Source organism: Roseibium sp. QJM3NY_11 (genome assembly GCF_056173175.1).
In genome coordinates this window covers 4,343,536-4,367,443 of record NZ_CM149660.1, presented here as the reverse complement: position 1 = coordinate 4,367,443, position 23,908 = coordinate 4,343,536, and the positions used below count along the sequence as shown (strand labels likewise).

25 protein-coding genes are annotated in these 23,908 nt (G+C 61.3%); 19 read left to right on the top strand and 6 right to left on the bottom strand.

Features of this window, described 5'->3' with window-relative positions; all coding sequences use genetic code 11:
• The first annotated feature begins 2 nt into the window (after positions 1-2).
• Genes AC0VX3_RS20075 through AC0VX3_RS20030 form a run of 10 tightly spaced genes read left to right on the top strand, consistent with a single transcriptional unit; the run spans position 3 to position 9,977 of the window.
• A complete protein-coding gene (locus AC0VX3_RS20075) occupies positions 3-446 on the top strand; it encodes an SRPBCC family protein (RefSeq protein ID WP_475522003.1) in 444 nt (147 codons plus the stop codon).
• Position 447: 1 nt separating this feature from the next.
• A complete protein-coding gene (locus AC0VX3_RS20070; RefSeq protein WP_475522002.1) occupies positions 448-1,227 on the top strand; it encodes an FAD binding domain-containing protein in 780 nt (259 codons plus the stop codon).
• Positions 1,227-1,709, top strand: coding sequence for a (2Fe-2S)-binding protein (locus AC0VX3_RS20065; RefSeq protein WP_475522001.1), 483 nt, complete (start codon positions 1,227-1,229; stop codon positions 1,707-1,709). Before AC0VX3_RS20070 ends, AC0VX3_RS20065 begins: the two co-directional genes overlap by 1 nt.
• Positions 1,709-3,577: a xanthine dehydrogenase family protein molybdopterin-binding subunit gene (locus AC0VX3_RS20060; protein ID WP_475522000.1), complete on the top strand. Its 1,869-nt coding sequence runs from the start codon at positions 1,709-1,711 to the stop codon at positions 3,575-3,577. The genes AC0VX3_RS20065 and AC0VX3_RS20060 overlap by 1 nt, the downstream gene beginning before the upstream one ends.
• 1 nt (position 3,578) lies before the next feature.
• Positions 3,579-4,604, top strand: a complete 1,026-nt coding sequence (locus AC0VX3_RS20055; protein WP_475521999.1) for a xanthine dehydrogenase family protein molybdopterin-binding subunit — start codon at positions 3,579-3,581, stop codon at positions 4,602-4,604.
• The gene (locus AC0VX3_RS20050) at positions 4,604-5,485 is read left to right on the top strand and encodes an AAA family ATPase (RefSeq protein ID WP_475521998.1); all 882 of its coding nucleotides are present in this window, start codon (positions 4,604-4,606) and stop codon (positions 5,483-5,485) included. Before AC0VX3_RS20055 ends, AC0VX3_RS20050 begins: the two co-directional genes overlap by 1 nt.
• Positions 5,482-6,579 carry a vWA domain-containing protein gene (locus tag AC0VX3_RS20045; RefSeq protein ID WP_475521997.1) on the top strand — a complete coding sequence of 366 codons (1,098 nt, stop codon included), beginning with the start codon at positions 5,482-5,484 and terminating at the stop codon, positions 6,577-6,579. The genes AC0VX3_RS20050 and AC0VX3_RS20045 overlap by 4 nt, the downstream gene beginning before the upstream one ends.
• A complete protein-coding gene (locus AC0VX3_RS20040; protein WP_475521996.1) occupies positions 6,576-7,451 on the top strand; it encodes an amidohydrolase family protein in 876 nt (291 codons plus the stop codon). Before AC0VX3_RS20045 ends, AC0VX3_RS20040 begins: the two co-directional genes overlap by 4 nt.
• A 21-nt stretch (positions 7,452-7,472) precedes the next feature.
• Positions 7,473-8,321, top strand: a complete 849-nt coding sequence (locus AC0VX3_RS20035; protein ID WP_475521995.1) for an N-acyl homoserine lactonase family protein — start codon at positions 7,473-7,475, stop codon at positions 8,319-8,321.
• A 51-nt stretch (positions 8,322-8,372) separates the two neighbouring features.
• A complete protein-coding gene (locus AC0VX3_RS20030; protein WP_475521994.1) occupies positions 8,373-9,977 on the top strand; it encodes an isochorismatase family protein in 1,605 nt (534 codons plus the stop codon).
• Positions 9,978-10,042: 65 nt separating this feature from the next.
• Here AC0VX3_RS20030 and AC0VX3_RS20025 read toward each other — a convergent pair whose 3' ends face one another.
• The 3 genes from AC0VX3_RS20025 to AC0VX3_RS20015 form a co-directional block, all read right to left on the bottom strand.
• Positions 10,043-10,450 (bottom strand): GFA family protein, encoded by a 408-nt coding sequence (locus AC0VX3_RS20025; protein ID WP_475521993.1) that lies wholly within the window; start codon positions 10,448-10,450, stop codon positions 10,043-10,045.
• 18 nt (positions 10,451-10,468) lie between these two features.
• Entirely contained in the window at positions 10,469-11,308 is an 840-nt protein-coding gene (locus AC0VX3_RS20020) for a fumarylacetoacetate hydrolase family protein (RefSeq protein ID WP_475521992.1), read from the bottom strand.
• 190 nt (positions 11,309-11,498) lie between these two features.
• Positions 11,499-12,119 (bottom strand): TetR/AcrR family transcriptional regulator, encoded by a 621-nt coding sequence (locus AC0VX3_RS20015; RefSeq protein WP_475521991.1) that lies wholly within the window; start codon positions 12,117-12,119, stop codon positions 11,499-11,501.
• A gap of 291 nt (positions 12,120-12,410) precedes the next feature.
• Here AC0VX3_RS20015 and AC0VX3_RS20010 point away from each other — a divergent pair, with 291 nt between their 5' ends.
• The 8 genes from AC0VX3_RS20010 to cynS all read left to right on the top strand — a co-directional run bounded on the left by AC0VX3_RS20010 (position 12,411) and on the right by cynS (position 19,923).
• On the top strand, positions 12,411-13,244 hold the full coding sequence (locus tag AC0VX3_RS20010) for an ABC transporter ATP-binding protein (RefSeq protein WP_475521990.1): 834 nt from the start codon (positions 12,411-12,413) through the stop codon (positions 13,242-13,244).
• Positions 13,245-13,276: 32 nt separating this feature from the next.
• Entirely contained in the window at positions 13,277-14,563 is a 1,287-nt protein-coding gene (locus tag AC0VX3_RS20005; protein WP_475521989.1) for an ABC transporter substrate-binding protein, read from the top strand.
• Positions 14,564-14,649: 86 nt separating this feature from the next.
• A complete protein-coding gene (locus AC0VX3_RS20000) occupies positions 14,650-15,432 on the top strand; it encodes an ABC transporter permease (RefSeq protein ID WP_475525213.1) in 783 nt (260 codons plus the stop codon).
• 37 nt (positions 15,433-15,469) lie between these two features.
• Positions 15,470-16,006, top strand: a complete 537-nt coding sequence (locus AC0VX3_RS19995) for an OsmC family protein (protein WP_103222392.1) — start codon at positions 15,470-15,472, stop codon at positions 16,004-16,006.
• 83 nt (positions 16,007-16,089) lie between these two features.
• On the top strand, positions 16,090-17,244 hold the full coding sequence (locus AC0VX3_RS19990; protein WP_475521988.1) for an acyl-CoA dehydrogenase family protein: 1,155 nt from the start codon (positions 16,090-16,092) through the stop codon (positions 17,242-17,244).
• A gap of 35 nt (positions 17,245-17,279) precedes the next feature.
• A complete protein-coding gene (locus AC0VX3_RS19985) occupies positions 17,280-18,134 on the top strand; it encodes a sulfurtransferase (RefSeq protein WP_475521987.1) in 855 nt (284 codons plus the stop codon).
• Between the two features lie 66 nt (positions 18,135-18,200).
• On the top strand, positions 18,201-19,379 hold the full coding sequence (locus tag AC0VX3_RS19980; RefSeq protein WP_475521986.1) for an NAD(P)/FAD-dependent oxidoreductase: 1,179 nt from the start codon (positions 18,201-18,203) through the stop codon (positions 19,377-19,379).
• A gap of 40 nt (positions 19,380-19,419) precedes the next feature.
• Positions 19,420-19,923: a cyanase gene (gene cynS, locus AC0VX3_RS19975; protein ID WP_475521985.1), complete on the top strand. Its 504-nt coding sequence runs from the start codon at positions 19,420-19,422 to the stop codon at positions 19,921-19,923.
• A gap of 122 nt (positions 19,924-20,045) precedes the next feature.
• Here the strand turns inward: cynS and AC0VX3_RS19970 are convergent, their stop codons facing one another.
• Positions 20,046-21,341 (bottom strand): phosphatidylserine decarboxylase, encoded by a 1,296-nt coding sequence (locus AC0VX3_RS19970; RefSeq protein ID WP_475521984.1) that lies wholly within the window; start codon positions 21,339-21,341, stop codon positions 20,046-20,048.
• 327 nt (positions 21,342-21,668) lie between these two features.
• A complete protein-coding gene (locus tag AC0VX3_RS19965; protein WP_475521983.1) occupies positions 21,669-22,442 on the bottom strand; it encodes a helix-turn-helix transcriptional regulator in 774 nt (257 codons plus the stop codon).
• An 85-nt stretch (positions 22,443-22,527) separates the two neighbouring features.
• Between AC0VX3_RS19965 and AC0VX3_RS19960 the strand changes: the two genes are divergently transcribed.
• Positions 22,528-23,124: a glutathione S-transferase family protein gene (locus AC0VX3_RS19960; protein ID WP_475521982.1), complete on the top strand. Its 597-nt coding sequence runs from the start codon at positions 22,528-22,530 to the stop codon at positions 23,122-23,124.
• Between the two features lie 82 nt (positions 23,125-23,206).
• Here AC0VX3_RS19960 and AC0VX3_RS19955 read toward each other — a convergent pair whose 3' ends face one another.
• Positions 23,207-23,704 (bottom strand): PilZ domain-containing protein, encoded by a 498-nt coding sequence (locus tag AC0VX3_RS19955; protein ID WP_475521981.1) that lies wholly within the window; start codon positions 23,702-23,704, stop codon positions 23,207-23,209.
• Between the last annotated feature and the right edge of the window lie 204 nt (positions 23,705-23,908).

Sequence of the window (23,908 nt, the reverse complement as noted above, 5' to 3'; positions counted from 1 at the left end):
TCGTGGTCAAGGTGGTTCGCAGCACGATACTCAAGGCCCCGATCGAGGCCGTCTGGGAGATCTTGCGGGATTTCAATGGTCATGACCGGTGGCATCCGGCCGTGGCCTCCAGTCAGATCGAGCGATCCCGGGAGGCTGACCGGATCGGCTGCATCCGTCGGTTCAAACTGACCGACGGTGCAGAGCTGCGGGAACAGCTTCTGGCGCTGTCGGATGCCGATACCGCCTACAGCTATTGCCTGCTCGATACGCCGATCCCGCTTCTGAATTACGTCAGCCACGTGCAGCTCATCCCGGTCACGGATCTCGATCACACGTTCTGGCGCTGGGAGGGTTCATTCGATGCGCCCGCCGCCCGGCGCGAGGACCTCATGCAGATGGTTGCCACAGACATTTATGACGCCGGCTTTGGAGCAATCCGGGCCGAATTGGGCCTGGAGGGCTAGGATGTTATCGGTCGAGACCTATCAAACGATAACGGAGGCTGCCGGCGCGCTGGGAGACCGAAGCCGGTACATCGCGGGCGGAACGCTGGTGATGCGTGCCGTGACCTACGGCGACCAGAGTTTTGACCGGATTGTCCGGGTTCGTCAGACAGACAGGAACATCGGCAACGATGCGGCCGGTTTGAGGATCGGGGCTGGCGCCACCATGTCCGATATTCTGGCATCCGGAGATGCCGAGGTGCTGCATCCGGTCGCGCGTCTTGTGGGTGGGCCGGCCCTGCGCAACATGGCGACAATCGGCGGCAATCTGTTTGCGCCCAATCCTTACGGCGATATCACCGTGGCGCTTCTGGCACTTGATGCGCAGGTCGTCATGGCCAACGGCCAGTCGCTTCCGGTCGAAAGTTTCCTGTCGGGACGCGATCAACTGCGCGGTCTTGTTGCAGCCGTCACGTTGCCGCGGATCGAGCCCGGCAGCTTCCTGTTCAGCAAGGTCAGCCGGGTCAAGCCGAAAGGCGTTTCGGTGATGTCGATTGCCGTGTCTTCCCGGCGCGGCGAGCCCAGGGTGGTGTTTGGCAACATGGGCCTGCTGCCAACGCGCGCCCGGGCCGCTGAACGCGCTCTGGCACAGGGCAGCGATGCAAACGCGATTGCCGCTGCCTGTGCGGTCTGCACGGAAGGTCTGGCACCTGTCGACGACGCTCTGGCCTCAAGCTGGTATCGGCGCGAAGTCGCCCCGGTCCACTTGAGACGGCTGCTGCAAAACGGAGGACGGGTCTGATGCCCAAAGCGCCGGTTACATTCATACTCAACGATGCCGAGGCAGCACTCTTCGTCGATGCCGGGGCGCCGTTGATTGACGTCCTGCGGCGAGGTGTGGGCGATCTGACCCCCAAACACGGTTGCGGTCAAGGAACCTGCGGCGCCTGTACGGTCCTGATTGACGGGAAAGCCCACTTGTCGTGTTTGACGCTGGCTGAAACCGTCGAGAGCAAGCGGGTCGATACAACGGCAGGTCTGGCCGGCGGCCCGGAGCTGCATGCCCTGCAAGACGCCTTCATCGAGGGCTTCGCGGCACAATGCGGGTTCTGCACATCCGGCATGCTGATGGCTGCCAAGGCTTTGCTGGACGCAAATCCGGATCCGTCGCGTGCCGAGGTCATCGAGGCCATTTCGGGCAACCTGTGCCGTTGCACAGGCTATGAACCGATTGTCGATGCGATTCTGATGGCAGCGGCACGAACGCAGCGGAGGGCTGTGTAATGTCCAGCATCGAATTTCGCAAAGACCTGTTTGCCAACGAGCGGGACGATAACCTCAAGGAAATCGGCAAGCCGACCGTTCGTCAGGACATTCTGGGCCACGTCACGGGCCGCACGCCCTATTATGACGACCATCTGTTTGACGGCATGTTGCACATGCGGGCGGTACGCTCGCCGCATCATCATGCCGAGATCCGGTCCATCGACACGTCGGCCGCCGAACGCATGCCGGGCGTCCGCCGGATTGCGACGGCCAGGGATGTGCCAAACAACCTGAACACCCTGTTGTCCCTGATCAATTTCGGCCGTGACGATGAACCGCTGTGCGCCCATGACAAGGTTCGCTACCGCGGCGAAGCGGTCGCCTGGGTGATTGCCGACACCGAACGCCAGGCACGCGATGCGGTCGCCGCGGTTCGGGTCGACTATTCGGTATTGCGGCATGTCCTGGATGTGGAGGAAGCACTCGCACCCGGCGCACCGGTCGTCAATGAGGTCTATCCCAACAATTCATTCGATTACCACGCGAAATACGATCACCAGAAACTCCGTTTTGGCGATGTCAATGCCGCCTTCGCGCGTGCCGACCATGTCATCGAGGCGGAGTACCAGATGTCGCCCATCGAGCAGGCGCCTATCGAGACCTGCGGTGCGATCGCGGCGCCGGAAACCAACGACCGGTTTGTCTGTCACACCAACACCCAGGCGCTGTTTTTCTCACTTGGAACAACCGCAAAGCTGCTCGATATGGCGTCCAGCCGGCTGCATTTCATCGGTGGTACCGTCGGCGGCGGCTTTGGCGGAAAGGTCGATTCAATCGTCGAGCCGACGGCCGTTCTCGGCGCGGTTCTGACCGGCCGGCCGGTCAAGTTTGCCTGGGACCGCCATGAGGAGATGCAGGTTGGTGCGCCACGCGGTGGTGAACGCTGGCGGCTGAAGGATGGAGTGATGCACGACGGGCGGATCATCGCCCGGGAATTCACCGGTTTCTTCGACAGCGGTGCCTATATGCGCCTGTCGCCTTACGCGATCATCAAAGGTACCGGGCATTTGCCCGGCCCCTATTCAATTCCGAATGTGGCTTCCAACGTCTATTGCTGCATTACCAACCGGACACCTGCGACCGCCATGCGCGGTTTCGGGATCACGGCTGTCGATTTTGCGATCGAGTGCCAGATGGACCGAATTGCCGAGGCCGTCGGCATGAACCCTGTCGAACTGCGGATTCTCAACGCCTATCGCGACGGTGACATGAAAGCCCATCGGCGCAAGGCCAAGAACACGGCACTGATTGAATGCTGTCAGGTGGCTGCGAGCAAGGCCAACTGGCCGATGTCGGCCTCGGCGGCAAGCCAGTCGTCGCTTGCAGGAGGCGGGCAGGGCGACCGCGGTGCCATCCCCGAAAGCGCGACCGACGAAGAAGGCCGGATCGGCGATCGTCGCCAGGGCAAGGTTGCCACGACGTTGCCGAGCAAATCCGCCAGCGGCCGTGTTCCGGCCGGAACACATACAGAAGCCATCGTCGAGGCACCGGTGCAGAACCCGGACATGCAGATTGATGCAGAACGTATCGGTCACAGGATGGGGGCAGCGCCGACTGCGTCAACGACGCCGTCACCTCCGGCAACGCCGGCAAGTGCAGCCCCGCCGGCGCTTGCGCCAGGCCAGCCTGTTGCGCCTCCGCCGCCGCCGTCTGTCCCGATACCGCCCAGCGCGGCACCGTCAGGCGCGGCCTCACCGGTTGCACCGCAACAACCTGCAGCGCCGTCCCCAGCCACTCCGGCACCTTATGAGCCGGCGCAGCCATTCAATCGGGGCGTCAAGCGCCCTGGCAGCTCGCCCTTCACCTCTGGTTTCAGGAGACGCTGAGATGGCAGTTCACAAAGGCCGCGGCTTCGCCTGCATCAACTACCCGATCGGCATGAACCTTGGCGGTGACCCAAGCCAGGCGCTGGTTCATTCGACACCGGATGGCAAGTTCATGGTGGCACTGAGTTCGATAGATCTGGGCCAGGGCATGAAGTCGGTCACCCGCCAGATCGCGGCGGAAACCCTGGGTGTTCCGGTGGCAGATGTCTATGTCGATACGGCAGACAGCGATACCGGACCGCATTGCATGGGGTCCTTTGCGTCACGCGGCACCCACAGGGTCGGCAACGCCGTCATCCGGGCCGCCGCGGAGGCCCGCAAACAGATGATGGAAGCGGCTGCCGAAGAACTGGAAGTCAATGCAAGCGATCTGGATACCGACGGGGCAGGGAACATCCACGTCAAAGGCGCGCCGTCCAGAAAGATCACGGTGGCCGAAACGGCGATTGCCGCGCAGTTCAAACAGGGACGCACATTGTCCGGTCGCGGGATCTTCCTGATCCCGCCGTCGCAGGCCAATCCCGAAACCGGGGAAATGACCCCGGTGACCTGTTTTGCCCATGCGGCGCTGGTGATTGACCTCGAGGTTGACGACGAGACCGGTGAAGTCACGGTGCAGCAGATCAATTCAGCCTATGAGGTGGGGCGTGCGCTCAATCCGAAGCTCGTTGAACAGCAATTGATTGGCGGCGCGTGGATGGGGGTCAGTCATGCCCTTTATGAAACCACGGAGCCCTATTATCCTGATCGTGATCATGGCCCGGATGACTTCAACAGCTATTTGATGCCGGGGCCGGGCGAGATCGTGCCGCACGATATTGCCGTTCTGGAACGGCCGGCCGAAGACGCGCCTTTTGGCGGCAAGGGTCCGGGGGAGATGTGTGCAAACCCGGTGCTGCCGGCGATCGCCAATGCGATCTACAACGCCATAGGTGTGCGTTGTGACTATTTGCCGATCACACCGGAAAAGGTTCTCAAGGGACTTCAGGCCAATGGCGGCGCCCGGCCACAAGGAGTGCGCTCCTAGTGGTTGTCCGGCCCACCATAGCGGGGATTTCCGATCCGTCCGGCCTGCAGAAGGCACTGGTCGACGCGCAGTATCTCGCTGATGACGCTTTGTCGACGGCGGCCTATCTGTCGCTGGCGCTCGGCAAACCGCTGCTCCTCGAAGGCGCGCCGGGCGTCGGCAAGACGGAGGCCGCCAAAGCCCTGGGCGGCGTGCTCGGTCGCAGGGTGGTACGTCTGCAGTGTTTCGAAGGCATCGATTCCGCCGCGGCTCTCTACGAGTGGAATTATCCGCGGCAAATGCTGGCGATCCGGCAGGCCGGGGACAGCTACATAAATCTCTACGCAGAAGAATACCTGCTCGCGCGTCCGCTGCTGGAGGTGTTGCGTGACCCGGCCGGATCATTGCTGCTGATCGACGAGATCGACCGCGCGGATCACGAATTCGAAGCGTTCCTGCTCGAGTTTCTGTCGGACTTCAGCATTTCCATTCCGGAAACCGGAACGGTGAGGGCCGTTCAGGCTCCTGTGGTCGTGCTGACCTCCAACCGCACGCGCGACCTCCATGAAGCCTTGCGCCGGCGGTGTGTCTATCACTGGATCGATTATCCGGATGCCGCACTTGAAGCCAGGATCGTCATGGCGCGCGCCTCAACGGTGGCGGAAGCGACTGCGCGGGCCGTGGTCGCCTCGGTTGGCCATTTGCGGACGGAGCCTCTGGCCAAACCTCCGGGTGTGGCCGAGACCGTCGAATGGGCAGAAGCCGCGACGCTCTTGAATGCGCAAGGTGTGCGTTGGCCGGAAGCCTTCAGGCGGTCCATCGGTGTGGCGCTGAAGGACCACGACGATCTGACCTATCTGGCCGACCGCCTGACGGCCATCCTGCCGGGAGAAGCGGCGTGACCCTGCCAAGCGCGCTGGACCCGTTTTTGCGTTTTGCGCAAGCCCTGCGCCGGGCCGGTTTTGCCGTTTCGCCCGATCAGACAACGGATTTCATTGCCGCCATCGGCCTGCTGGGGCCGCGCGACATGACCGATATTCACCGCGCCGGGCGCGCCCTGTTTGCGATCCCGCCCGAGCGGCTTGCCGAGTATGACGCGCTTTTCCGCGCAGTGTTTCTGGATCAGGTCCTTCAGGCACCGGCCGAGGGGGACGAAGAGGATGAGGTGGAGGCATTCGAGCCGACGACCGAAAGCCGGGTGATCGAGGCGGCTGAGGAGGACAGCGAAGTCGGCGCGGAGGCAACGGTGGAAGAACGGTTGGGGCAACGCCCTCTGCAGGAAAGCCGGGAAGAGGCATTGCGGCGGCTCTTGAGAGACGCCCCGGCCTTGCTGCCGCGGCGCCGGTCCTATCGGCGCGGGACCGCCAAATCCGGAGACCGCATCGATATGCGCCGGTCGCTGCGAGATGCTGCGAAGCGCGATGGCGAGGTGCTGCGCCTGTTCCAGTCCCGGCGCAAGACACGGCAAAGACGGGTTGTGCTGCTGATCGATGTTTCCGGGTCGATGAAAGACCGCTCCGAAGCATTGCTGCAACTGGCGCATGCGGTCGTGCAGGCAGCCGACGCGGTCGAGGTCTTTACGCTCGGGACCCGGCTGACACGGATCACCCGGGCGCTGCGGCCGGCCGATAGCGGGCAGGCACTGGCGCGCACCGCCCACGCGGTTGCCGATTTTGACGGCGGCACCCGGATCGGCGATGCCCTGTCGGCGTTCCTGTCCGTTCCCCGCTATGCGGGTTTTGCGCGCGGCGCTTCGGTCATGGTGCTCTCGGACGGTCTGGAGCGCGGTGAACCTGACGAGATGATCGATGCCGTCCGCAAGTTGTCGCGCATCGCCTGGCGTCTCGACTGGTTGTCACCGCTCGCCGATGACCCCGACTACCAGCCGGTCACATCCGGACTGGCCGGTGTGCTGCCGGTTCTCGACTTTCTTGGCAATGGTGCCAGCACCGCAGCCGTTACCGACCACATTTTGACAATGGCGAGGCGCACATGATCGACGCACACCATCATATCTGGTTGCAGAAGGATCTGCCCTGGCTTCTGGGGCCGGAGCAGCCCCGGATTTTCGGTCCTTACCGAGCGATCATGCGGGACTACAGCCTTCACGAATACCGTGCGGACCTGGCAGGAACGGGAATCACGAAATCCGTCTATGTACAGGCCAACTGGGCACCGAACTGGTTCGAGGACGAGGTGGCCTGGGTGCAGGAACAGGCAGACAGTTACGGCACCATCGCGGGCATCGTCGGGTATGCGGATTTTACCGCTCAGGACGTGACGGACCAACTGGATCGGCTGAAGAAATACCCGCTGATGCGCGGCATCCGGCAACAGTTCCACTGGCACGAAAACCCGCTCTACCGGTTTGCACAGGACCCGGATCTGTGCCGCGATGCTCAGGTCCGGAAGAATGTCGCCAGGCTCGCCGATTATGGCTGGAGTTTCGATCTGCAGGTGTTTGCCGGCCAGATGGAAGGAGCCGCCGAACTGGCAAACTCCTGTCCGGACGTGACCTTCATCCTTCAGCATGCGGGCATGAAGGAGGACACCAGTGCTGACGGCCACAAGATCTGGAAGGACGGCATGAAGAGGCTGGCGGACTGTCCGAATGTCGTCAGCAAGTTGTCGGCCTTCGGCACGTTCATTCACAAGAACGATCCGGAATTCATCGCGCAGATGGTGACCGACACCGAAAAGATCTTTGGTGCCGACCGCTGCATGTTCGGATCGAACTATCCGATCGAAAAACTCTGGACCAGCTACACCGAGCTTTTTCACGCCTTTCAGGATGCGGCGAGCGCCCTGTCCAAAAAGAAACAATCCGCAATCTTCAATGATACCGCAGCCCGGATTTACCGGCTGTAACATTTAACGGGAGGAGCCGATATGGCCTTGCAAATTCACGTGCTCGACTATGGTGATATCGAGCTTGAAACGAGCTTTCTGGTTCTGGGACATGAATGTGGGCGGACGCGGCGCGTCCCGGTCTACGGGTTTCTCATCCTGGGCGGGGAGTATCCGGTACTGGTCGATACCGGTTACCGGGACAACGCCATCATGGAAAGCCTGGGGATGCGCGGGTTGCAGTTCCACGACAACATGATCGAGAACCAGCTGGCGAAACATGGACTGAAGCTTGGCGATATTCGCTACATCCTGCACACCCATCTGCACATCGACCATGCGGGCAAGGACGATCTCTTCCCGATGAACACCACCGTGGTGATCAACCGCAAGGAAATGGAATTTTCGGTCTCCGGCATCATGTTTCCGCAATATCCGAAGCCGGACATCAAACATCTTGTCGACCGGATCTATGAACCGGAAGCGATGCAGTTTCTGGATCTCGACATTACCGGCGCCGAAGAGATCATCCCGGGTGTCTGGTGTGAAGCCGCGGGTGCCCACACAGAGGGCAGCATGAATGTAATTGTCGAAACATCCGAAGGCCTTGCCTGCATTTGCGGCGATGTCATCTATGATTTCAACGATCAGATCGTCAATCACGTGATGACCAACAACTGGAAAGAACCGCGTGTGACCGGCAATCACTCCCAGAGCAAACGGGAAGAGAAGGGGGCCATCAAGAAACTCCTGAACAATTATACCTTCCTGCTGCCGATCCATGACCGGCCAGCGAAGATTGAACGGCAAAAGGTGGTTGGCCGGCTCGGCATGCAGGTTCCGGGGGCCATGACCGAAACCGTCCCGAACCGACCCTGGTTCCCTGTTTGAGGCAATCCCGGCCGACAGGCGTCGGCCGGGCAGTTATTGGGAGCATGACGCATGGCACATCAGGCGATCGCAGACGGATTTCACAAGATCATTGACGTGAATGAACCGGTTCGGCATCTGGGGACCGGCTTCATCTTTACCGAGGGGCCGCTTTGGCACCCGGTCGAGAACCACCTGATCTTTTCGGACATGCCCGGCGATGTTCGCCGCAAGTATGTGCCCGGACAGGGCATCAGCGAGATTGCCCGCCCGTCCAACAAGGGCAACGGCATGACCTATGATGCCGACCTGAATCTGTTGATCTGCGAGCATACCACCAGTTCCGTCGTGCGGGTGAACAGGGATGGAACGCGTGAAACGCTGTGCTCGAAGTTCGCTGGCAAGGAGCTCAACAGTCCGAATGACATTGTTGTCGCCAACGACGGCAGCATCTATTTCACCGACCCCACCTACGGTCGCCAGGAGCATTTCGGCGTTCCACGTCCGACACAACTGGACTTCCAGGGGGTCTATCGACTGGCGCCGGGACATCGGCCGGGCGATGAGCCCCAGTTCGTGGTCGACAAATACCTGTTCGGTCAGCCCAACGGCCTGTGTTTCTCGCCCTGTGGCAAATGGATGTGGGTGAATGACACCGATCAGGCCAACATCCGAATGTTCGATGTGGCCGGCGATGGTCATCTGACCAATGGCCGTCTATTTGCCGGCGGCATTCGCGACGACCAACTGGCCGGGCTGCCGGACGGCATGAAGGCCGACCAGGACGGCAATCTCTATGTGACAGCACCGGGCGGTGTCTGGGTGTATTCGTTCCACGGCGAACTGCTCGGCAAGATCATCTGCCCTGAAATGGTCGCCAATATGCACTGGGGCGGGGACGACTGGTCGACCTTGTTCCTGTGCGCTTCCACCTCGCTCTATTCTGTAAGAACGCGCAAGCGGGGCAGGGAAGAACCGTTCATGCGGTACAGGTTCCACCCTCCAAAAGCCCAGGAGCTCCCTGCTGTGACAATTTCCGCAGCTTCTCCGCTGATCCTGAAAGATCACCTTGAATTCCGGATCGAGGGCGCGCGTACAGCGATGATCCTGCAAGATCTGCAAAATGACGTGATGATTGACGGGGGCGCGTTTGCAGCCACCGGATCTCCGGATCATGCCCGCGACCAGAATGTGGTTGCCAATGTCCGGCGGCTGGCGGACGCCGTCCGGTCTCGAGGCGGCATGATCATTCATGTCTGGATGGTCTTGGAACCGGGAGCGCCGTATCTGTGCCAACATGCGGAGCTTCAAAAAGGATTGAAGGACAACAAGGCTCTGGTGCGCGGGACCTGGGGCGTTGCGCCGGCTGCGGGACTGGAGCCGCAGCCCGGTGACCTGATTGTCGAGAAGATGAGCATGAGCGCCTGGGAGACCTCCCGTCTTGACGCCTATCTCCGCCACGGCGGCCGCGATACGATCATAAACACCGGCAGCTGGACGAACATGAGTGTTGAACACACGGCCCGGACCGGAGCGGACAAGGGCTACCGGATGATCGTCCCCGAAGACGCCTGTTCGACCATGAATGCGGATTGGCACCAGGCCTCGATCAATTACGCGATGCAGAACGTGGCAGCCGTTACCAGAACCAACGCGGTGATTGCAGCGCTCGCCTGACGAAACAAATCCGGCTGAAGGACGACCTTCAGCCGGATACACTCTGTCCAACGCCACAAAAAGCCTCAGCCGGGCATGGTTGAATGGGCCGGCAATTGCGGGTCCATTGGCGTGCTTGGGACGGCGGTTGAGCAGTAGATGTTCATCATCGGTCGTATGAGAGAGGCGTCATCGACGGAACCGGCCCGAAGTCCGAGGGTTCCCGGTCGGTTGGTGTTGCGGCTGAACAGTTGCGAGCCGCAGTTTTCGCAAAAGACCTTGGTCATCGACGCGCCGCTGTCCGCACTGTGACTGAAGCTGCGCGGATACCCGTTGATCGTCACCTTGTCTTCGGGAACAAACATCGTTGTCGCGTGAACCGAGCCCATGGCCTTGCGGCAATCTGTACAATGACAGTTGAGGACAAGCGCCGGATCTGCTTCGCACGAATAGGTCACGCTGCCACACAGGCAGCCGCCGGTAAATCGGGTCATGTCAGTCTTTCTTTTGGGTCAAACAGGGAAGGCAACCACATTCTGGCGCTGATCACCGAGGCCGGAAATGCCGAGAGATACGGTGTCTCCGGGACGCAGGAACTTTTGCGGTTTCATGCCCATTCCAACACCCGGAGGCGTGCCTGTGATGATGATGTCACCGGGCATGAGTGTCAGGAAATCGCTGAGGAAAGACACGATCCTGGCGACCGGGAAGATCATCGTCGACGTGTTGCCGGTCTGGCAACGCATCCCGTTGACGTCGAGATAGAGGTCCAGTGCCTGCGGGTCCGGAACCTCGTCCCTGGTCACGAGCCAGGGGCCGACGGGCGCGAAACTGTCACAGGATTTACCCTTGACCCACTGGCCGCCCCAGTCCGATTGAAAGCTCCGTTCGGACACGTCATTGACGACACAATAGCCGGCAACATGGCTCAGTGCTTCCGTCTCCGGGACGTGTTGGGCCTTTGTCCCGATGATGACGCCGAGCTCCACCTCCCAGTCGGTCTTGACCGAACCCCTTGGGATCGTGATCGGATCGTTGGCACCACTTGCCGGACAGGCTTTCATGAACAGGATCGGGTGTTCCGGGATAGGAAGATTGCTCTCCTTTGCATGGTCGGAGTAATTGAGGCCAATGCAGAATATCCGCCTGACATCCGAAAGGATGGGGGCATAGTCACCGGCAAGGAGCGGCAGGAGATCAATGTTTATGCCACGCAGGTGATCGAGCGCTGCGGGTTCAACCGACCCCGGTGTGATGTCTGCTGCATGACCACTCAGATCCCGCGCCAGACCCTCGTTGTCGATCGCAGCAGGGCGAATGCCGTTTTCAGTCCGGATGCGGCAAAGTTTCATGCGTGTGTTCCTTGTTGCTGAGCGCAACATAGGCGAGCGCCTCGACTGCAGGCGTATCGTTTGGTCTTCTTTTTGTTGCTGGAAAAGGTGCGGCACGGGGGACACCAGCACCCGGCGCTTCCTTCGGCAGGGTCTTCGCAGCGAGGGCGCAGTCCGCCTGATCCGCGTTTTCTGTCAATTGCGGTTGATATTACACCTGGTGCGTGCTCAGGACCCTGGCGGCCGCATTCCGGGCATGGTCGGCGATGCTCGGGTCCCGTGTGATGAGAGCGGCCACGATGGCACCGTCGATCAGGAGGGCCAGCTCATGGGTCAGCCCCTCCGCGTCTTCTGGCCGGGCTTCACGGGCCAGGTCGCGTATCTTGTCGAGGACGACGGTCTTGTGCCGGAGCGCAATGGCGCGCATGCGGTCGTCATCCTTGTCGTGCTCGGCAACCGCGTTGATGAAGGGGCAGCCATAGAAATGCTCTTCGGCGAACCACTTTTTCAAAACATCGAACAGATGGACGAGCTTGTCCGACGACGTGCCGGGCAGGGCATCGACCTCTGCGACGAACCATGTGCGCCAGGTCTCCCCCTCCCGTTCCAGAACCGCCTCGACCAGCCCCTCCTTGGAGCCGAAGGCCTTGTAGAGGGTCGTTTTCGCCGTGCCCGCCGCTGCAATCACCGCGTCCACGCCGGTCGCGTTGATGCCCTGCTTGCAGAACAGGTCCGAGGCCGCCAGCAGAAGGCGCTCCCGGGCGGAGCCACGGTCCGGGCCGGAATTGAGGGTGGCAATGCCGTGTGACGTGGCGCTTGAAGTGGGGGGCACCGGAAAACCTTTCCTAAAGATACCGACCGATCTGTTTCCTTTCACTACTGGACCAACGCCGGTTTTTCAATCCTGCAATGTGCACAGCCGGGGTGAACCTCAGGTACACCGGCGCGGAATTAGGCTGTCTTGGAAGGCGTTCGGTCGTAAATTGTGCAGTGCATATCGAGCGGTTCTTTTGCGGATTTGTTAAAAATATTAATGAAAACAAATAGTAACACGTAAATCACTGAGTTGGCATGGTCTCTGCTTATAGGAAACAGAACGGTATGTTTCTATCTGGAGTAGACCATGGCTGGCGGTGCTCATATTCAGGCGATCGGGATTTCCCACACCTACAAGGGGGGCGGGGCGAAGGCTCTCGGGCATATCGACCTTGAAATCTCTCCGGGTGAAGCCCTCGCGCTGATCGGCAGGTCCGGATGTGGCAAATCCACTCTCCTGCATGTCCTGTCCGGCCTGTCTCTTCCGACGGCGGGCAGAGTTCTGGTCGATGGCGCACGCATAACGGAGCCGTCGCCGAGCCGGATCATGATGTTTCAGGCGCCAAGCCTGTATCCCTGGATGAGTGTCGAACAGAACGTCGGGCTCGGCCTGCGCTTCAACGGCAGGACCAGGGAGGCAGGCAATCGCATTCCTGAAGTGCTGGAACTGGTCGAACTCGGCGACTATGCAAAACGCAATGTCCAAGATCTCTCCGGCGGTCAGCAACAGCGTGTCGCGCTTGCCCGTTCTCTTGCGTTGAAACCCGAAGTCCTGCTGCTCGATGAGCCTCTCTCGGCGCTCGACGCCTTCACCCGTCATGCGCTGCAACGGGACATCCGCCGGATCTGCAAGGATCTCGGCATCACCCTTGTGCTGGTCACGCACGACATCAACGAAGCCGTGATGATGGCCGACCGCGCTCTGGTGATGAAAGCCGATCCCGGCGACATCGAAGCCGAGATCAGGATCGACATCGCGGGCGACCGACTTCCGTCCATGCCTGACTTCGCGGAGGCGCGCCGCAAGCTCGTGACGGCCTATGAGACCGCTGCCGGCATGGCAATGGCCGAGGCCCAGGGCTTCATTCCATTGGACAGCCTGAACGCTCCAGCAGCGATTGATCGGCTGGCAGCCAATTGATCCGTTTTCCAGACCAACAAAGGCATCAGACCATGAGCAAGACCGACAGCACTTATCTCGACAGCCTGAAGACCGGGCAATTCGACTGGGCCATGGAGAAATGGGCAGGAGAGGCCTACGCGGGAGATTATTCCCGCCGCCAGATGCTGAACATGTTCGCCAAGGGCGGCCTGTTCGCGTCGCTGTCCGGGCTTCTCGCCTCATTGCCCCAGATGTCCTACGCCCAGGAAGATGAGGTCGTGCGTATCGGCTATCTGCCGATCACCGATGCGACGGCATTGCTGGTGGCCCATGCCAAGGGTTTCTTTGCCGATGAGGGGCTGGAGGCCGAGCGCCCGACCCTGATCCGCGGCTGGTCGCCTTTGATCGAGGGCTTCGTGTCCAACAAGTTCAACGTCGTCCACTTCCTCAATCCGATCCCGATCTGGATGCGCTACAACAACAAATTTCCGGTCAAGATCATGGCCTGGGCACACACCAACGGCTCCGGCCTCGTCGTTGGAAAACACACCGACATCACCGACTTTTCTCAACTGGGCGGCAAGCAGGTGGCGGTGCCGTTCTGGTATTCGATGCACAACATCGTGCTCCAGTACGCGCTGAGAGCGTCCGGTGTCACCCCGGTCATCAAGGGGCCGGGAGAGCCGCTGGCCGCAAACGAATGCAATCTTCAGGTCATGGCGCCGCCGGAAATGCCGGCCTCCCTCGCGGCCCGCAAGCTCGATGCCTATATCGTTGCGGAACCCTTCAACGCACTTGGCGAGATGAAGGCCGGTGCACGCATGCTGCGGTTCACCGGCGACATCTGGAAGAACCATCCCTGTTGCGTGTTGTGCATGCACGAGGAAGCGACCAAGGCGCGTCCCGAGTGGACCCAGAAAGTGGTCAACGCCGTGGTGCGCGGTGCGATCTACGCCTCGACCAACAAGGCTGAAGTCGCCGAGATCATTTCAAAGAACGGCGAGGGCTATCTCCCGGCACCGGCCCCGGTCGTCAAGCGGGCCATGACCGAATACGACCTGCCCGCCTACCGCGACAGCGGGGCCGTCCAGCATGTCGATGACTGGGGCAACGGCCGCATCGACTTTCAGCCTTGGCCTTACCCGTCGGCCACCAAACTGACGGTCGAGCAGATGAAGCAGACCGTGGTTGGCGGCGACAAGAACTTTCTGGCGGACCTCGACCCGTCCTTTGTCGCCGACGATCTGGTGGATCGCAGCTTCGTCAAGGCATCGCTTGAAAAATACCCGGAGTGGAAGAACGACCCGTCGGTCAATCCGGATGACCCTTTCAATCGCGAGGAGGTCCTGTCGCTGTGAGCGAGACGAGCCCGATCATAACGCGGGAGGCCGGTTTCACGCCGGCTGCCGCGGTGGCCGGCACCAGGCCTTTCCTGTCTGAGGACATGAAGGGCAGGTTGAGCGGCAGCCTCGAAAGCCTGGGTTACACGGTGGCCGGCCTGGCCCTGCTTTTGGCAGTCTGGTGGGTTGGCGGGCGCATGGTTGAAGCGTCCGATGATCTTTATGCCTTCGCTGATTTCGCGCCGGCCCCGACCCTGCTGCGGCTGAGAGAGATGATCGCGACAGGGGAGGCGTTCCAGATAACGGTTCCAAGCCTGGTCAGGGTCGCTTCGGGGTTGTTCTGGGCCATCGTTATCGGCGTGCCCGTCGGCATTCTGGTCGGCGCGATCACGGGCTTCCGCAAGCTTACGAATGTGCCGTTTCAGTTCCTCCGGATGATTTCGCCCCTGTCCTGGATGCCGATCGCGGTCATGGCCTTTGCCACCTGGGAAGGCGCGATCGTCTTCCTTATCGCGGTCGCCGCCATCTGGCCGGTCCTGTTTTCGACGGCTTCGGGTCTCAGGCGCATCGAACCTTCCTGGTTCAAGGTGGCCCGCAACCTGGGTGCCCGGCCCTGGCACATGCTGTTTGTCATCATCCTGCCCGCGATCTCGCAGGACATTCTGGCCGGCATCCGCCTGGCGCTTGGCGTCGCCTGGATCATCCTCGTTCCTGCCGAATACCTCGGGGTCACGTCCGGGCTCGGCTACGCCATCAACGACGCCCGCGACACGCTCGAATACGACCGGCTCGCGGCCACCGTCGTGATCATCGGGGTGATCGGGTTCAGCCTGGACACCCTGTTGCAGCTGGCCATCGCAAAACTCAGCTGGCTGCGATCATCCTGATTTCATTTTGCCCAAGGAAACCAAGAAGGAGAATTTGATGTCCGAACCTGCAACAGCCCTGACGGGATGTCTGGCACCAATCGACAAGGGCGGTCTCGATGCCCTGATCGAAAATGGCAAGAAGAACCCGAAAGCGGTCAAGACCCTGAAATGCAAGACCGTTGCGGAAGGCCGTTTCCGGCATGCCAACTACATCCGCGACCTGGATCCTTACATTGTCGACGAACCGCCGGGCCTGCTGGGCGACGACACCGCGCCGAACCCGTCCGAAGCGTCTCTGGCGGCGCTTGGCTCGTGCATTGCCGTCGGTCTGCACGCCAACGCGGTGCACCGGGGCATCACCATCAATTCGCTCGAAGTTGAACTGGAAGGCGATCTCAACATCACCGCTGTCTGGGGCACGGGCGATGTCAGCGAGAAGCCGGTCGGTTTCACCGATGTGCGGATCAATGTCCACATGGACGCGGATGCACCGCAGGAAACGATCGATGAACTGATCGCCCATGTGTGCCAGTGGTCGCCGGTGTTCAACACCTTCTCGCGGCCGGTGAACATGGTCGCGGCGTCTCTGTGATGCCTCCGGTCCGCCCCGCCGCCTCAGGCGGGGCGGACCGTCCCGACAGTCAAACTCCGTCCGCGGAACGAGGAGGTGAAAAGATGAACGCACAGGTACAGCTCAAGACGGTCGAAGATGCGGTGTCGCGGCAGAGCGTCCCGGGCATTCTGGCGAATGTGGCGCGGATCGCGAAATCCGACCTTGCTCCGCTGGTTCAGGACATCGATCTGAAGGGCGTCTACCCGGAAGCCGTGATGCGCGCGCTTGGCAACGCCGGCGCTTTTGCTCAACACGCCCCGATGGCCGCCGCAGATACAAGTTCTCCCGAAGCCTTCGATCTCGAGACGTTGATTCGCGCCATGACGATCGTGGGGGAGGAGTGCCTTTCGACCGCCTTCTGCGTCTGGTGTCAGGATGCACTCGCCTGGTACATCGCGAATTCCGAGAACGAGACTCTCAGGCAGACCCTGGGCCCAAAGATCGCCAGTGGCGAAGTTCTGGGCGGCACCGGCCTGTCCAATCCGATGAAGTCGCTTTTCGGGATCGAAAAGCTTCGTCTGAAAGGCGTTCGTGTCGAAGGGGGCTATGAAGTCACGGGCACTTTGCCCTGGGTCTCGAACCTGGGCGAAGATCATCACTTCGGAATAGTCTTTTCCTTGCCGGAGGAAAACGAACACAAGGTCATGGCCGTCGCCGATTGTTCGGCCCCGGGTGTAAAGATCTCTGAAAATGACGATTTCGTTGCACTGGACGGGACCCGGACCTTTGCCATCCAGCTGCGCAAGGCGTTCATCCCGGCAGGGAGCGTGCTGGCGGATCCGATCGACGACTATATCCCGCGCATTCGCGCAGGCTTCATTCTGCTGCAGGCCGGCATGGCCTTCGGGATGATCCGCTCCTGCATCGATCTCATGGAGCAGGCCGGCCAGACCCTGTCGCACGTCAATTGCCACCTCCCGGATCAGCCGGACGATTTCAGGTCTCAGCTTGAAGCGATGGAGACCGAGGTTTTCGAACTTGCCCGCACGCCCTTCGACACGTCGAAGGAGTATTTCATCCGCGTCATCAAGGCGCGTCTGGCGGCGGGCGATGCGTCGGTGGCCGCCGCACACAACGCGATGCTTCATTGCGGCGCGCGCGGGTATGTGCGCCGCGGTGCGGCCCAGCGGAGACTGCGAGAGGCCTATTTCGTGGCCATCGTGACGCCCGCCACCAAACAACTCAGAAAAATGCTGGCAGACCTGGGTGCTGCCTGATCACACCGCATTTCCAACGAAAAAGGAGCATGACCATGACGGACGGAACCCTGATTTCTGCCTCGGGACTCGAGAGCCTCGTTGCAAGTGAACCCTGTGTCGTGATCGATACACGGGCCCCGGAAGCCTACGCCGCCGGTCACATTCCCGGTGCCGTCAATCTGCACGATATCTTCACTTACCTGGCAACCTCGTCACCTGAAGGCATTGCCGAATTGCGCGGAAAATTCGCGGAGGAATTCGGCTCGGTCGGTCTTTCGGGTTCAGAAACCGCGGTGATCTACGAACAGTCGATGGCGTCCGGCTTCGGACAGTCCTGCCGGGGCTATTTTCTGCTGCAGTATCTCGGATATCCGAAGATCAAGGTGTTGCACGGCGGCTACGAGGCCTGGGTTGCTGCCGGCCTGTCACAATCAACAGAAGCTGCCACACCGTCGCCCGGGGTCTTCCCGGCTTCGGACAGCGGCGCCGACCTGATGATGGACGTCGCCGACATGATGGCGGCTGTCGACAAGGACGATGTCGTCAAGCTGGATGTGCGCGACATCGACGAGTGGATCGCCGAAAGCTCTTCACCCTATGGCAAGGATTTCTGCCCGCGCAAGGGGCGCATTCCGGGGGCCAGGTGGATCGAATGGTACCGGATGATGAAGCCGACGGCCTCCGGACCGATGATCAAGTCCAGGGAAGAAGTCCTGGCGGAATGCGCCACGGTGGGCATCACGCCGGAGACGCCGGTGGCGCTCTACTGCTTCAAGGGCGCGCGGGCGTCTAACACCTATCTCGCACTGAAGGAGGCGGGTGTGAAGGACGTGAAGATCTATTTCGGTTCCTGGAACGAATGGTCCCGTGACCCTGCGTTGCCGATCGAAGAAGGCCTGCCGTTCTAAGGGCGGTCTTGCGCCGGCGGCGGCAGCCTGCCGCCGGCGCCCGGACAGTGAAACAGGACATCGAACATGAACGCGCCGATTGTGATCGTGGGGGCCGGGCAAGCCGGCCTGAAAACGGCCGAGACATTGCGGTCGAAGGGCTTCGACGGAGACCTTGTGCTTTTCGGGGATGAGCATTGGCTCCCCTATCAGCGTCCCCCCTTGTCCAAGGCCTATCTCAAGGGCGATCTGGCCGAGGAGCAGCTTTATCTCCGGCCGGAGGCCTATTTCGACGCCCATTCAATTGAGTTCCGGATGGGGGCAAGGGTCCTGGGGCTCGATGTTGCCGCCGGAAAGGTCTCCCTGGGCACCGGTCAGGAGCTGGCCTATTCCAGGCTGGTCCTGGCGACAGGCACACGGGCCCGGCAAATCCCGCTGCCGGGCGCGGATCTGGGCGGCGTCTTCAGCCTGCGCGGCATGGATGATATCGCCCCGCTTCGAACCGCGCTGGAAGCCGCCGAGAGCATCGCGATCATCGGCGCCGGCTACGTCGGCATGGAGTTTGCCGCGGTCGCCGCGCGCATGGGCAAGGTCGTGCAGGTGGTCGAGGCCCAGCCCCGTGTGCTCATGCGCTCGGTTGCGCCGGAGATGTCCGAGTATTTTCAATCGCTCCACCGCCAGAACGGCGTCGAGTTTCATCTTGGCGTCGGCGTTGCGGCACTGGAGGGCCGAAACGGGGCGGTGGCTGCCGTGAAGCTGACCGGCGGCAAGGCCCTGAAAGCAGATCTCGTGCTGGTCGCGGTTGGTGCCGTTCCCGTCACCGACCTTGCCGAGGCGGCGGGGCTGGACGTGGCGGCGGGTATCGTCGTCGATCGAGCCTGCAGAACATCGGCCCCGGACGTTTTTGCGACCGGCGACTGCAGCCTGTTTCCCTCAAGAAGATACGGGCGGCAGGTGCGCCTCGAAAGCGTACAGAACGCCATAGACCAGTCGAAGGTCGCTGCCGGCGCAATGCTGGGTGAACAGGTCGCCTACGATCCCGTTCCCTGGTTCTGGTCGGATCAATATGACTGCAAACTGCAGATCGCCGGTCTGTCGGAAGGCCATGATCGCACGCAGCTGGAAGGGGACCCCGCCAGCGGCAGTTTTTCCCTGAGCTATTTTTGCGGAAGCCGGCTTCTCGCCGTCGACGCCGTCAACGCACCGCGCCAGCACATGATGGCGCGCAAGGAATTGGCCCGGCAGCCCGAAGCCGAGGCAGCCTGATTTCTCAACCCCACACCGAAACCCAACCTGGAGAGCACCCATGAGCACCGTAACGACCATGCCATCCGCCGATGCAACATTGGCCCCCCTGATGACCAAACTGGAGATGACCGAACTCGTCATGGCCGCCAAGTTCGCGAGGCAAGCAAGCTGGGCGGACATTTCGGCTGCGGCCGGCATGTCGGACGTCTTTGTCGTGTCTGCCTGCCTTGGCCAGAATGCCCTGCCTGCGGAAGCAGCAGCGAAGGTCGCGAGTTTCCTCGGTTTCGGCAATCGCACCAGGGATGTCGAGATCGCTCTTCAGTTGCCGCCGAAAAAAGGCCAGGAGGCCGAAACGGTTTCCAAGGACCCGTTGATCTACCGCTTCTTCGAAATCACCTACGTCTATGGCGACACCATCAAGGAACTCATTCATGAGGAATTCGGCGACGGCATCATGAGCGCGATTGATTTCGACCTGAAGATCGAGCGGGAGGAAAACCCCAAGGGAGACCGGGTCAAGATCACCATGTGCGGCAAGTTCTTGCCCTATAATCAATGGTGACAAAAGAGAAACCGCCAGCCGGACCGGATTGCGGTTCGACTGGCGGCGCCTGAATGCAATTTGCCGTCCTTCCAAAGTAGGGAAGCGACCGGCGGCCCGAGGGGGGAGGGCCGCCGGACGTATCACCCGCCGGAAGGAGGAGCAGGCGGGGTCTGTGGGGTGGCGCTGCAGGTGGTGACGCCGCCAAAACAGCCGTATTTCTCGCCTTGCAGGGAGGTCTTGTAGGCGACGCCCGCGCCCGGCGCCTCTTCCGGCAGGGTCTCCGCGGTCAGGACGAAGTCCGCGTCCTCCTGAAAGATGACCACGAAATCGGATCCGCCGAAGGCAAAGTTTGCGAATTCCCAGCCCTTGTCGGTCATGGCGTCCTCGGTGACCCAGTCGCGTTTCACGATCGAGGAAACCTGCGCCATGCCCATTGGCGAGATCACCACGGTGCCATGGGATTCCGTCTCGATCCCGATGACCATGCGGGTCTGGCCGAACTGCCAGTCGGCGGTGTCCTGCGGATCGTAGTGGTCAACCTCCTCCGGCCGGCGGGCTTCCGCCCAGCCCGATTTCATCCGGACGCCCGATTGCAGGTGCTTGAGGTAGACGATCTTGCCGGCGACCGGCACGTGAAGCCGGTGATAGTTGTTCACGTTGAGGAACTGGTGGGTCCAGGTGCCCTTGTTGAAGATCGCCGGATCGATCGCGCCGAACGTCTCCAGGACGGTTTCGCCATCCTTGCCCAGGATGAAGTCGGCGACGTTGCTGTAGAGCTGTCCCTTGATCACTTCTCCGCCCTGGGAGATGCCATCATAAGTCGTCACCAGCTTGCCGTTGCCGCTGATCGGCCACCATCCGGCCGACGTGCTGTCGCCGATGGCCACAACCGTGGCCGGGTCGTCATACCCCTCGACGGGGCGGGAGCCGGTGGGAAAGGTGGCAGCGCACAGTTCGCGGGTGAAAAAGTCCTGGAACGTGGTGTAGCCGCCCTCGGGCGGACAATACCAGTCGCCGAAATTCGGGTCGCCGGTGAAGTCGGGGACATGAACGGCCGAGGCGGGGGTCTCCAGATAGTGTCCCCATTCCTCCGCGATGTCGCGCATCCAGTTGGAAAAGGCGTCGTTTTCGAACTGGATCTGGCCGCGCGGATCGGTAGTCAATTGCCGGTCGACCAGGAAATAGCTGAAGGACAGGATGTCCAGGATATTCCAGTTGCAGTAATTGGTGCCATCCATGCTGACACGGATCTTGCCGTCGTAAATGCCACTGTCGATGTTCTGCGGCGGATAGGTGACCAGGGCGTCGATGAAATCGTAATAGTCTTCAAGGCTCGCCACCGGGTTCGTGTTCGGATCGGAATTGATGATCTGACCGAGTTCGATGGAGCGGGTCAGTTGCTCCTGCAGCGCCGGATCGCCTTGAACCAGCGACATCAGCTTTTCCGTTGCCGGTTGGCGGCCCGGGTCCGGACAGTCGGCGGTCTGCGCTCCCGCCGCAGACACGCAGAGTGTCACAAGAAGGCCGGGTAGGAGAGAGAGACCCGACGCTCGAAAGAGAGAAGTGACAAGGCGGATGTGCATCAAGAAAGGTCCTTTGGCTTGAAAAACGTGTCGATGGGGGCACGCTGCCGGCATTCAAAGGCGGATACTGTTCTTGTTTGCAAAAGAAGATATTCTATTTCAGATATTTATTCAAGGAAAATGCAACCCTAAATAAGCATGACTTGCCGGAACGAGGCACCGGCACCCGAGAAGACAGCCTCAAGAAACGGGCCCCTCGCGGCCTGCGCCCGTGTCTGGACCGGGGCCAGCACTGGGGCCGAAACTGGTACCGGGACTGTTGCCGGGGAGAGGTGCATCGTGCCGATGAACATAGGCGCGGATCAGCGCCGCCCGTTTGGGCCGGAAGCTGTCCGCCCCGCGTTGGAGGGACATGATCCTGCTGATGTGGAACAGGCGGTAGTCGTCGCGAAGGCGGCACATCGCGAGCAGCACCAGGCTCGTCTCGCTGTAGGACAGGCCCAGCGGCCAGATATCGCGGGTGGTGACCCGGTCCTGCAGGTCGCGGTAGGTCATCGTCAGGCTGAATTCCTGCCAGCAGGCCTCCCGCAGCAGGTCGAGATCGACCGTGACGGGCGGCCGCTCGTCCGGCTTGCGCCAGGTGCGCATGATCGTATGCATGGCGTGGCGTGCCTGGCTGTCCGGCAGTGTCGCGATGATCCTGGCCATGGCGCTACGGCCCGCGTCGATCAGCGTGGGATCGCCGATCTGGTCGAGGCCGCTCAGGGCCAGCATCAGGGCCTCTATCTCGATCCGGGAGAAACTCTGAGGCGGCAGCACCGGGTCCTCGGTGAGGGAATAGCCGAGGCCGGCGGCGCCGTCGATCAGCGCGCCGCCGGCACGCAGGGTCGCGATGTCACGGTAGAGCTGGCGCAGCGAGACACCGGTTTCCTGCGAAAGCCGCGCGGCGGTCACAGGCTGGGGAAGCCGCCGGAGCAGATCCATCAGGCGCATCAGTCTGTCGGGTCGGGCCATTTGCTCCTGCCGTAATCTGTCAGCAGGGGGACGCTATACCCATCCCGCCGCAACTGAAAGACCTCGACATTGAAAGGTTCCGACCATGACAACACTTTTTCACGCCCCCAACAGCCGGTCCTCGACGGTTGTCGCCCTGATCGAGGAACTGGGCGCGCCAGTTGACATCCAGGAAGTGACGATCCCGCGCCATGACGGCTCCGGCAGTCACGATCCGCGAAACCCTCATCCGGAAAAGAAGGTGCCCTTTCTCGTCGACGGCGACGAGCGGGTGCGCGAGCGCGGCGCCATCATGCTCTATCTCACCGACAGGTATCCGCAGGCCGGGCTGGGACCCGTTGAAGGTGCGCCCGGCCGCGGAGACTATCTGTCCTGGATGTTTTATTATCAGGGCGTCATGGAGCCGGTGATCGTGCTGCACATGGTCGGCGTGTCCCATCCGGTCATAGACGCCAACCTGCGAAATCTGGATGCCGTGGTCGAACGGCTGGCGGAGACCCTCGAACGCCGGCCCTATCTGCTCGGGGAAGACTATTCCGCCGCCGATCTTCTGTGCAGCAGTGTTTTCCTGTGGCTGCCCGATCTCATGCCGGACAACAAGGTGGTCAGGGACTGGATCACGCGGTGCGGCGAACGTCCGTCGGTGAAACGCGCCCTGGAGCGGGACGCTCAGACGGGCTGACCGGTCGAAGGACATCGAGGCCTGACGCAACAGGCCCCTTTCAGCGCGTGCCGAAGAGGGCCTGTTGCCGTCATTCAATGTCTCAGCGGCGCTTGCCGAAGGTGGGCTTGCCACCGCCTGCGGGCCTGGGGCGGGCTGCCGGTGCCGGTTCGCTCCTGGAATCGTCGAAGTGCTTTCGCTGGAAGAAATTGTCGGGGCTGTCGCCGCGTTCGTCGATTTCGCTCTTCAGCGCCTCCTCGGAGGTTTTCAGAACCTGGGCGCGTTGCGCCGAGACCGGACGTTTTTCGCCGAGAAACTGGACACCGCAACGCAGGCCGTCTTCCCAACGGCGTTCGCAAGTGACCTCATAGTCCTCCAGATCGATATGCAGGTCGAATTCCTTCGGCAGCATGTAGGCCTGCTCGAACTCGAGCAACGCGCCGCCCTCGGAAATATTTCGGATGGTGCAGGGAATGGACCTGAGGCCGTGCTGAAAGACCATCTTGCCCTTCTTGAAGACACGGGCCCGCCGCTCGCGCGGGAACTGATCGCTGCTGCTGTCTTCCGCAGGTTGCTGCGGGATCGATTTGGCGTCCGACATGGTCACCTCACGTTTAGGTAGTGCCTGAGGGTGATTTGCACCCAGTTCATCGTACCCTAGCAGAAAAGGCATTGCCAATCCGTGAATCGACCTTCCCAAGGGGAACTCTCCCTGTGCTGCGCAACAAAACGCCGCCCGCCGGGTCCAGAGAAACCCGGGTGTTTTCATTTCGCGCCCATTCGTGGAACAGCATTCCTTGAATTG

What these genes read in the sequence shown, in the direction of transcription:
- AC0VX3_RS20035 (WP_475521995.1), top strand. Translation starts at nt 7,473, where the DNA reads ATGGCCTTGCAAATTCACGTGCTCGACTATGGTGATATCGAGCTTGAA.
- AC0VX3_RS19955 (WP_475521981.1), bottom strand. Translation starts at nt 23,704, where the DNA reads ATGTCGGACGCCAAATCGATCCCGCAGCAACCTGCGGAAGACAGCAGC.
- AC0VX3_RS19985 (WP_475521987.1), top strand. Translation starts at nt 17,280, where the DNA reads ATGACGGACGGAACCCTGATTTCTGCCTCGGGACTCGAGAGCCTCGTT.
- AC0VX3_RS20040 (WP_475521996.1), top strand. Translation starts at nt 6,576, where the DNA reads ATGATCGACGCACACCATCATATCTGGTTGCAGAAGGATCTGCCCTGG.
- AC0VX3_RS20000 (WP_475525213.1), top strand. Translation starts at nt 14,650, where the DNA reads ATGAAGGGCAGGTTGAGCGGCAGCCTCGAAAGCCTGGGTTACACGGTG.
- AC0VX3_RS20065 (WP_475522001.1), top strand. Translation starts at nt 1,227, where the DNA reads ATGCCCAAAGCGCCGGTTACATTCATACTCAACGATGCCGAGGCAGCA.
- AC0VX3_RS20070 (WP_475522002.1), top strand. Translation starts at nt 448, where the DNA reads ATGTTATCGGTCGAGACCTATCAAACGATAACGGAGGCTGCCGGCGCG.
- AC0VX3_RS19965 (WP_475521983.1), bottom strand. Translation starts at nt 22,442, where the DNA reads ATGGCCCGACCCGACAGACTGATGCGCCTGATGGATCTGCTCCGGCGG.
- AC0VX3_RS20025 (WP_475521993.1), bottom strand. Translation starts at nt 10,450, where the DNA reads ATGACCCGATTTACCGGCGGCTGCCTGTGTGGCAGCGTGACCTATTCG.
- AC0VX3_RS19960 (WP_475521982.1), top strand. Translation starts at nt 22,528, where the DNA reads ATGACAACACTTTTTCACGCCCCCAACAGCCGGTCCTCGACGGTTGTC.
- AC0VX3_RS20005 (WP_475521989.1), top strand. Translation starts at nt 13,277, where the DNA reads ATGAGCAAGACCGACAGCACTTATCTCGACAGCCTGAAGACCGGGCAA.
- AC0VX3_RS20020 (WP_475521992.1), bottom strand. Translation starts at nt 11,308, where the DNA reads ATGAAACTTTGCCGCATCCGGACTGAAAACGGCATTCGCCCTGCTGCG.
- AC0VX3_RS19970 (WP_475521984.1), bottom strand. Translation starts at nt 21,341, where the DNA reads ATGTCGCTGGTTCAAGGCGATCCGGCGCTGCAGGAGCAACTGACCCGC.
- AC0VX3_RS19990 (WP_475521988.1), top strand. Translation starts at nt 16,090, where the DNA reads ATGAACGCACAGGTACAGCTCAAGACGGTCGAAGATGCGGTGTCGCGG.
- AC0VX3_RS19980 (WP_475521986.1), top strand. Translation starts at nt 18,201, where the DNA reads ATGAACGCGCCGATTGTGATCGTGGGGGCCGGGCAAGCCGGCCTGAAA.
- AC0VX3_RS19995 (WP_103222392.1), top strand. Translation starts at nt 15,470, where the DNA reads ATGTCCGAACCTGCAACAGCCCTGACGGGATGTCTGGCACCAATCGAC.
- cynS (WP_475521985.1), top strand. Translation starts at nt 19,420, where the DNA reads ATGAGCACCGTAACGACCATGCCATCCGCCGATGCAACATTGGCCCCC.
- AC0VX3_RS20055 (WP_475521999.1), top strand. Translation starts at nt 3,579, where the DNA reads ATGGCAGTTCACAAAGGCCGCGGCTTCGCCTGCATCAACTACCCGATC.
- AC0VX3_RS20010 (WP_475521990.1), top strand. Translation starts at nt 12,411, where the DNA reads ATGGCTGGCGGTGCTCATATTCAGGCGATCGGGATTTCCCACACCTAC.
- AC0VX3_RS20030 (WP_475521994.1), top strand. Translation starts at nt 8,373, where the DNA reads ATGGCACATCAGGCGATCGCAGACGGATTTCACAAGATCATTGACGTG.
- AC0VX3_RS20060 (WP_475522000.1), top strand. Translation starts at nt 1,709, where the DNA reads ATGTCCAGCATCGAATTTCGCAAAGACCTGTTTGCCAACGAGCGGGAC.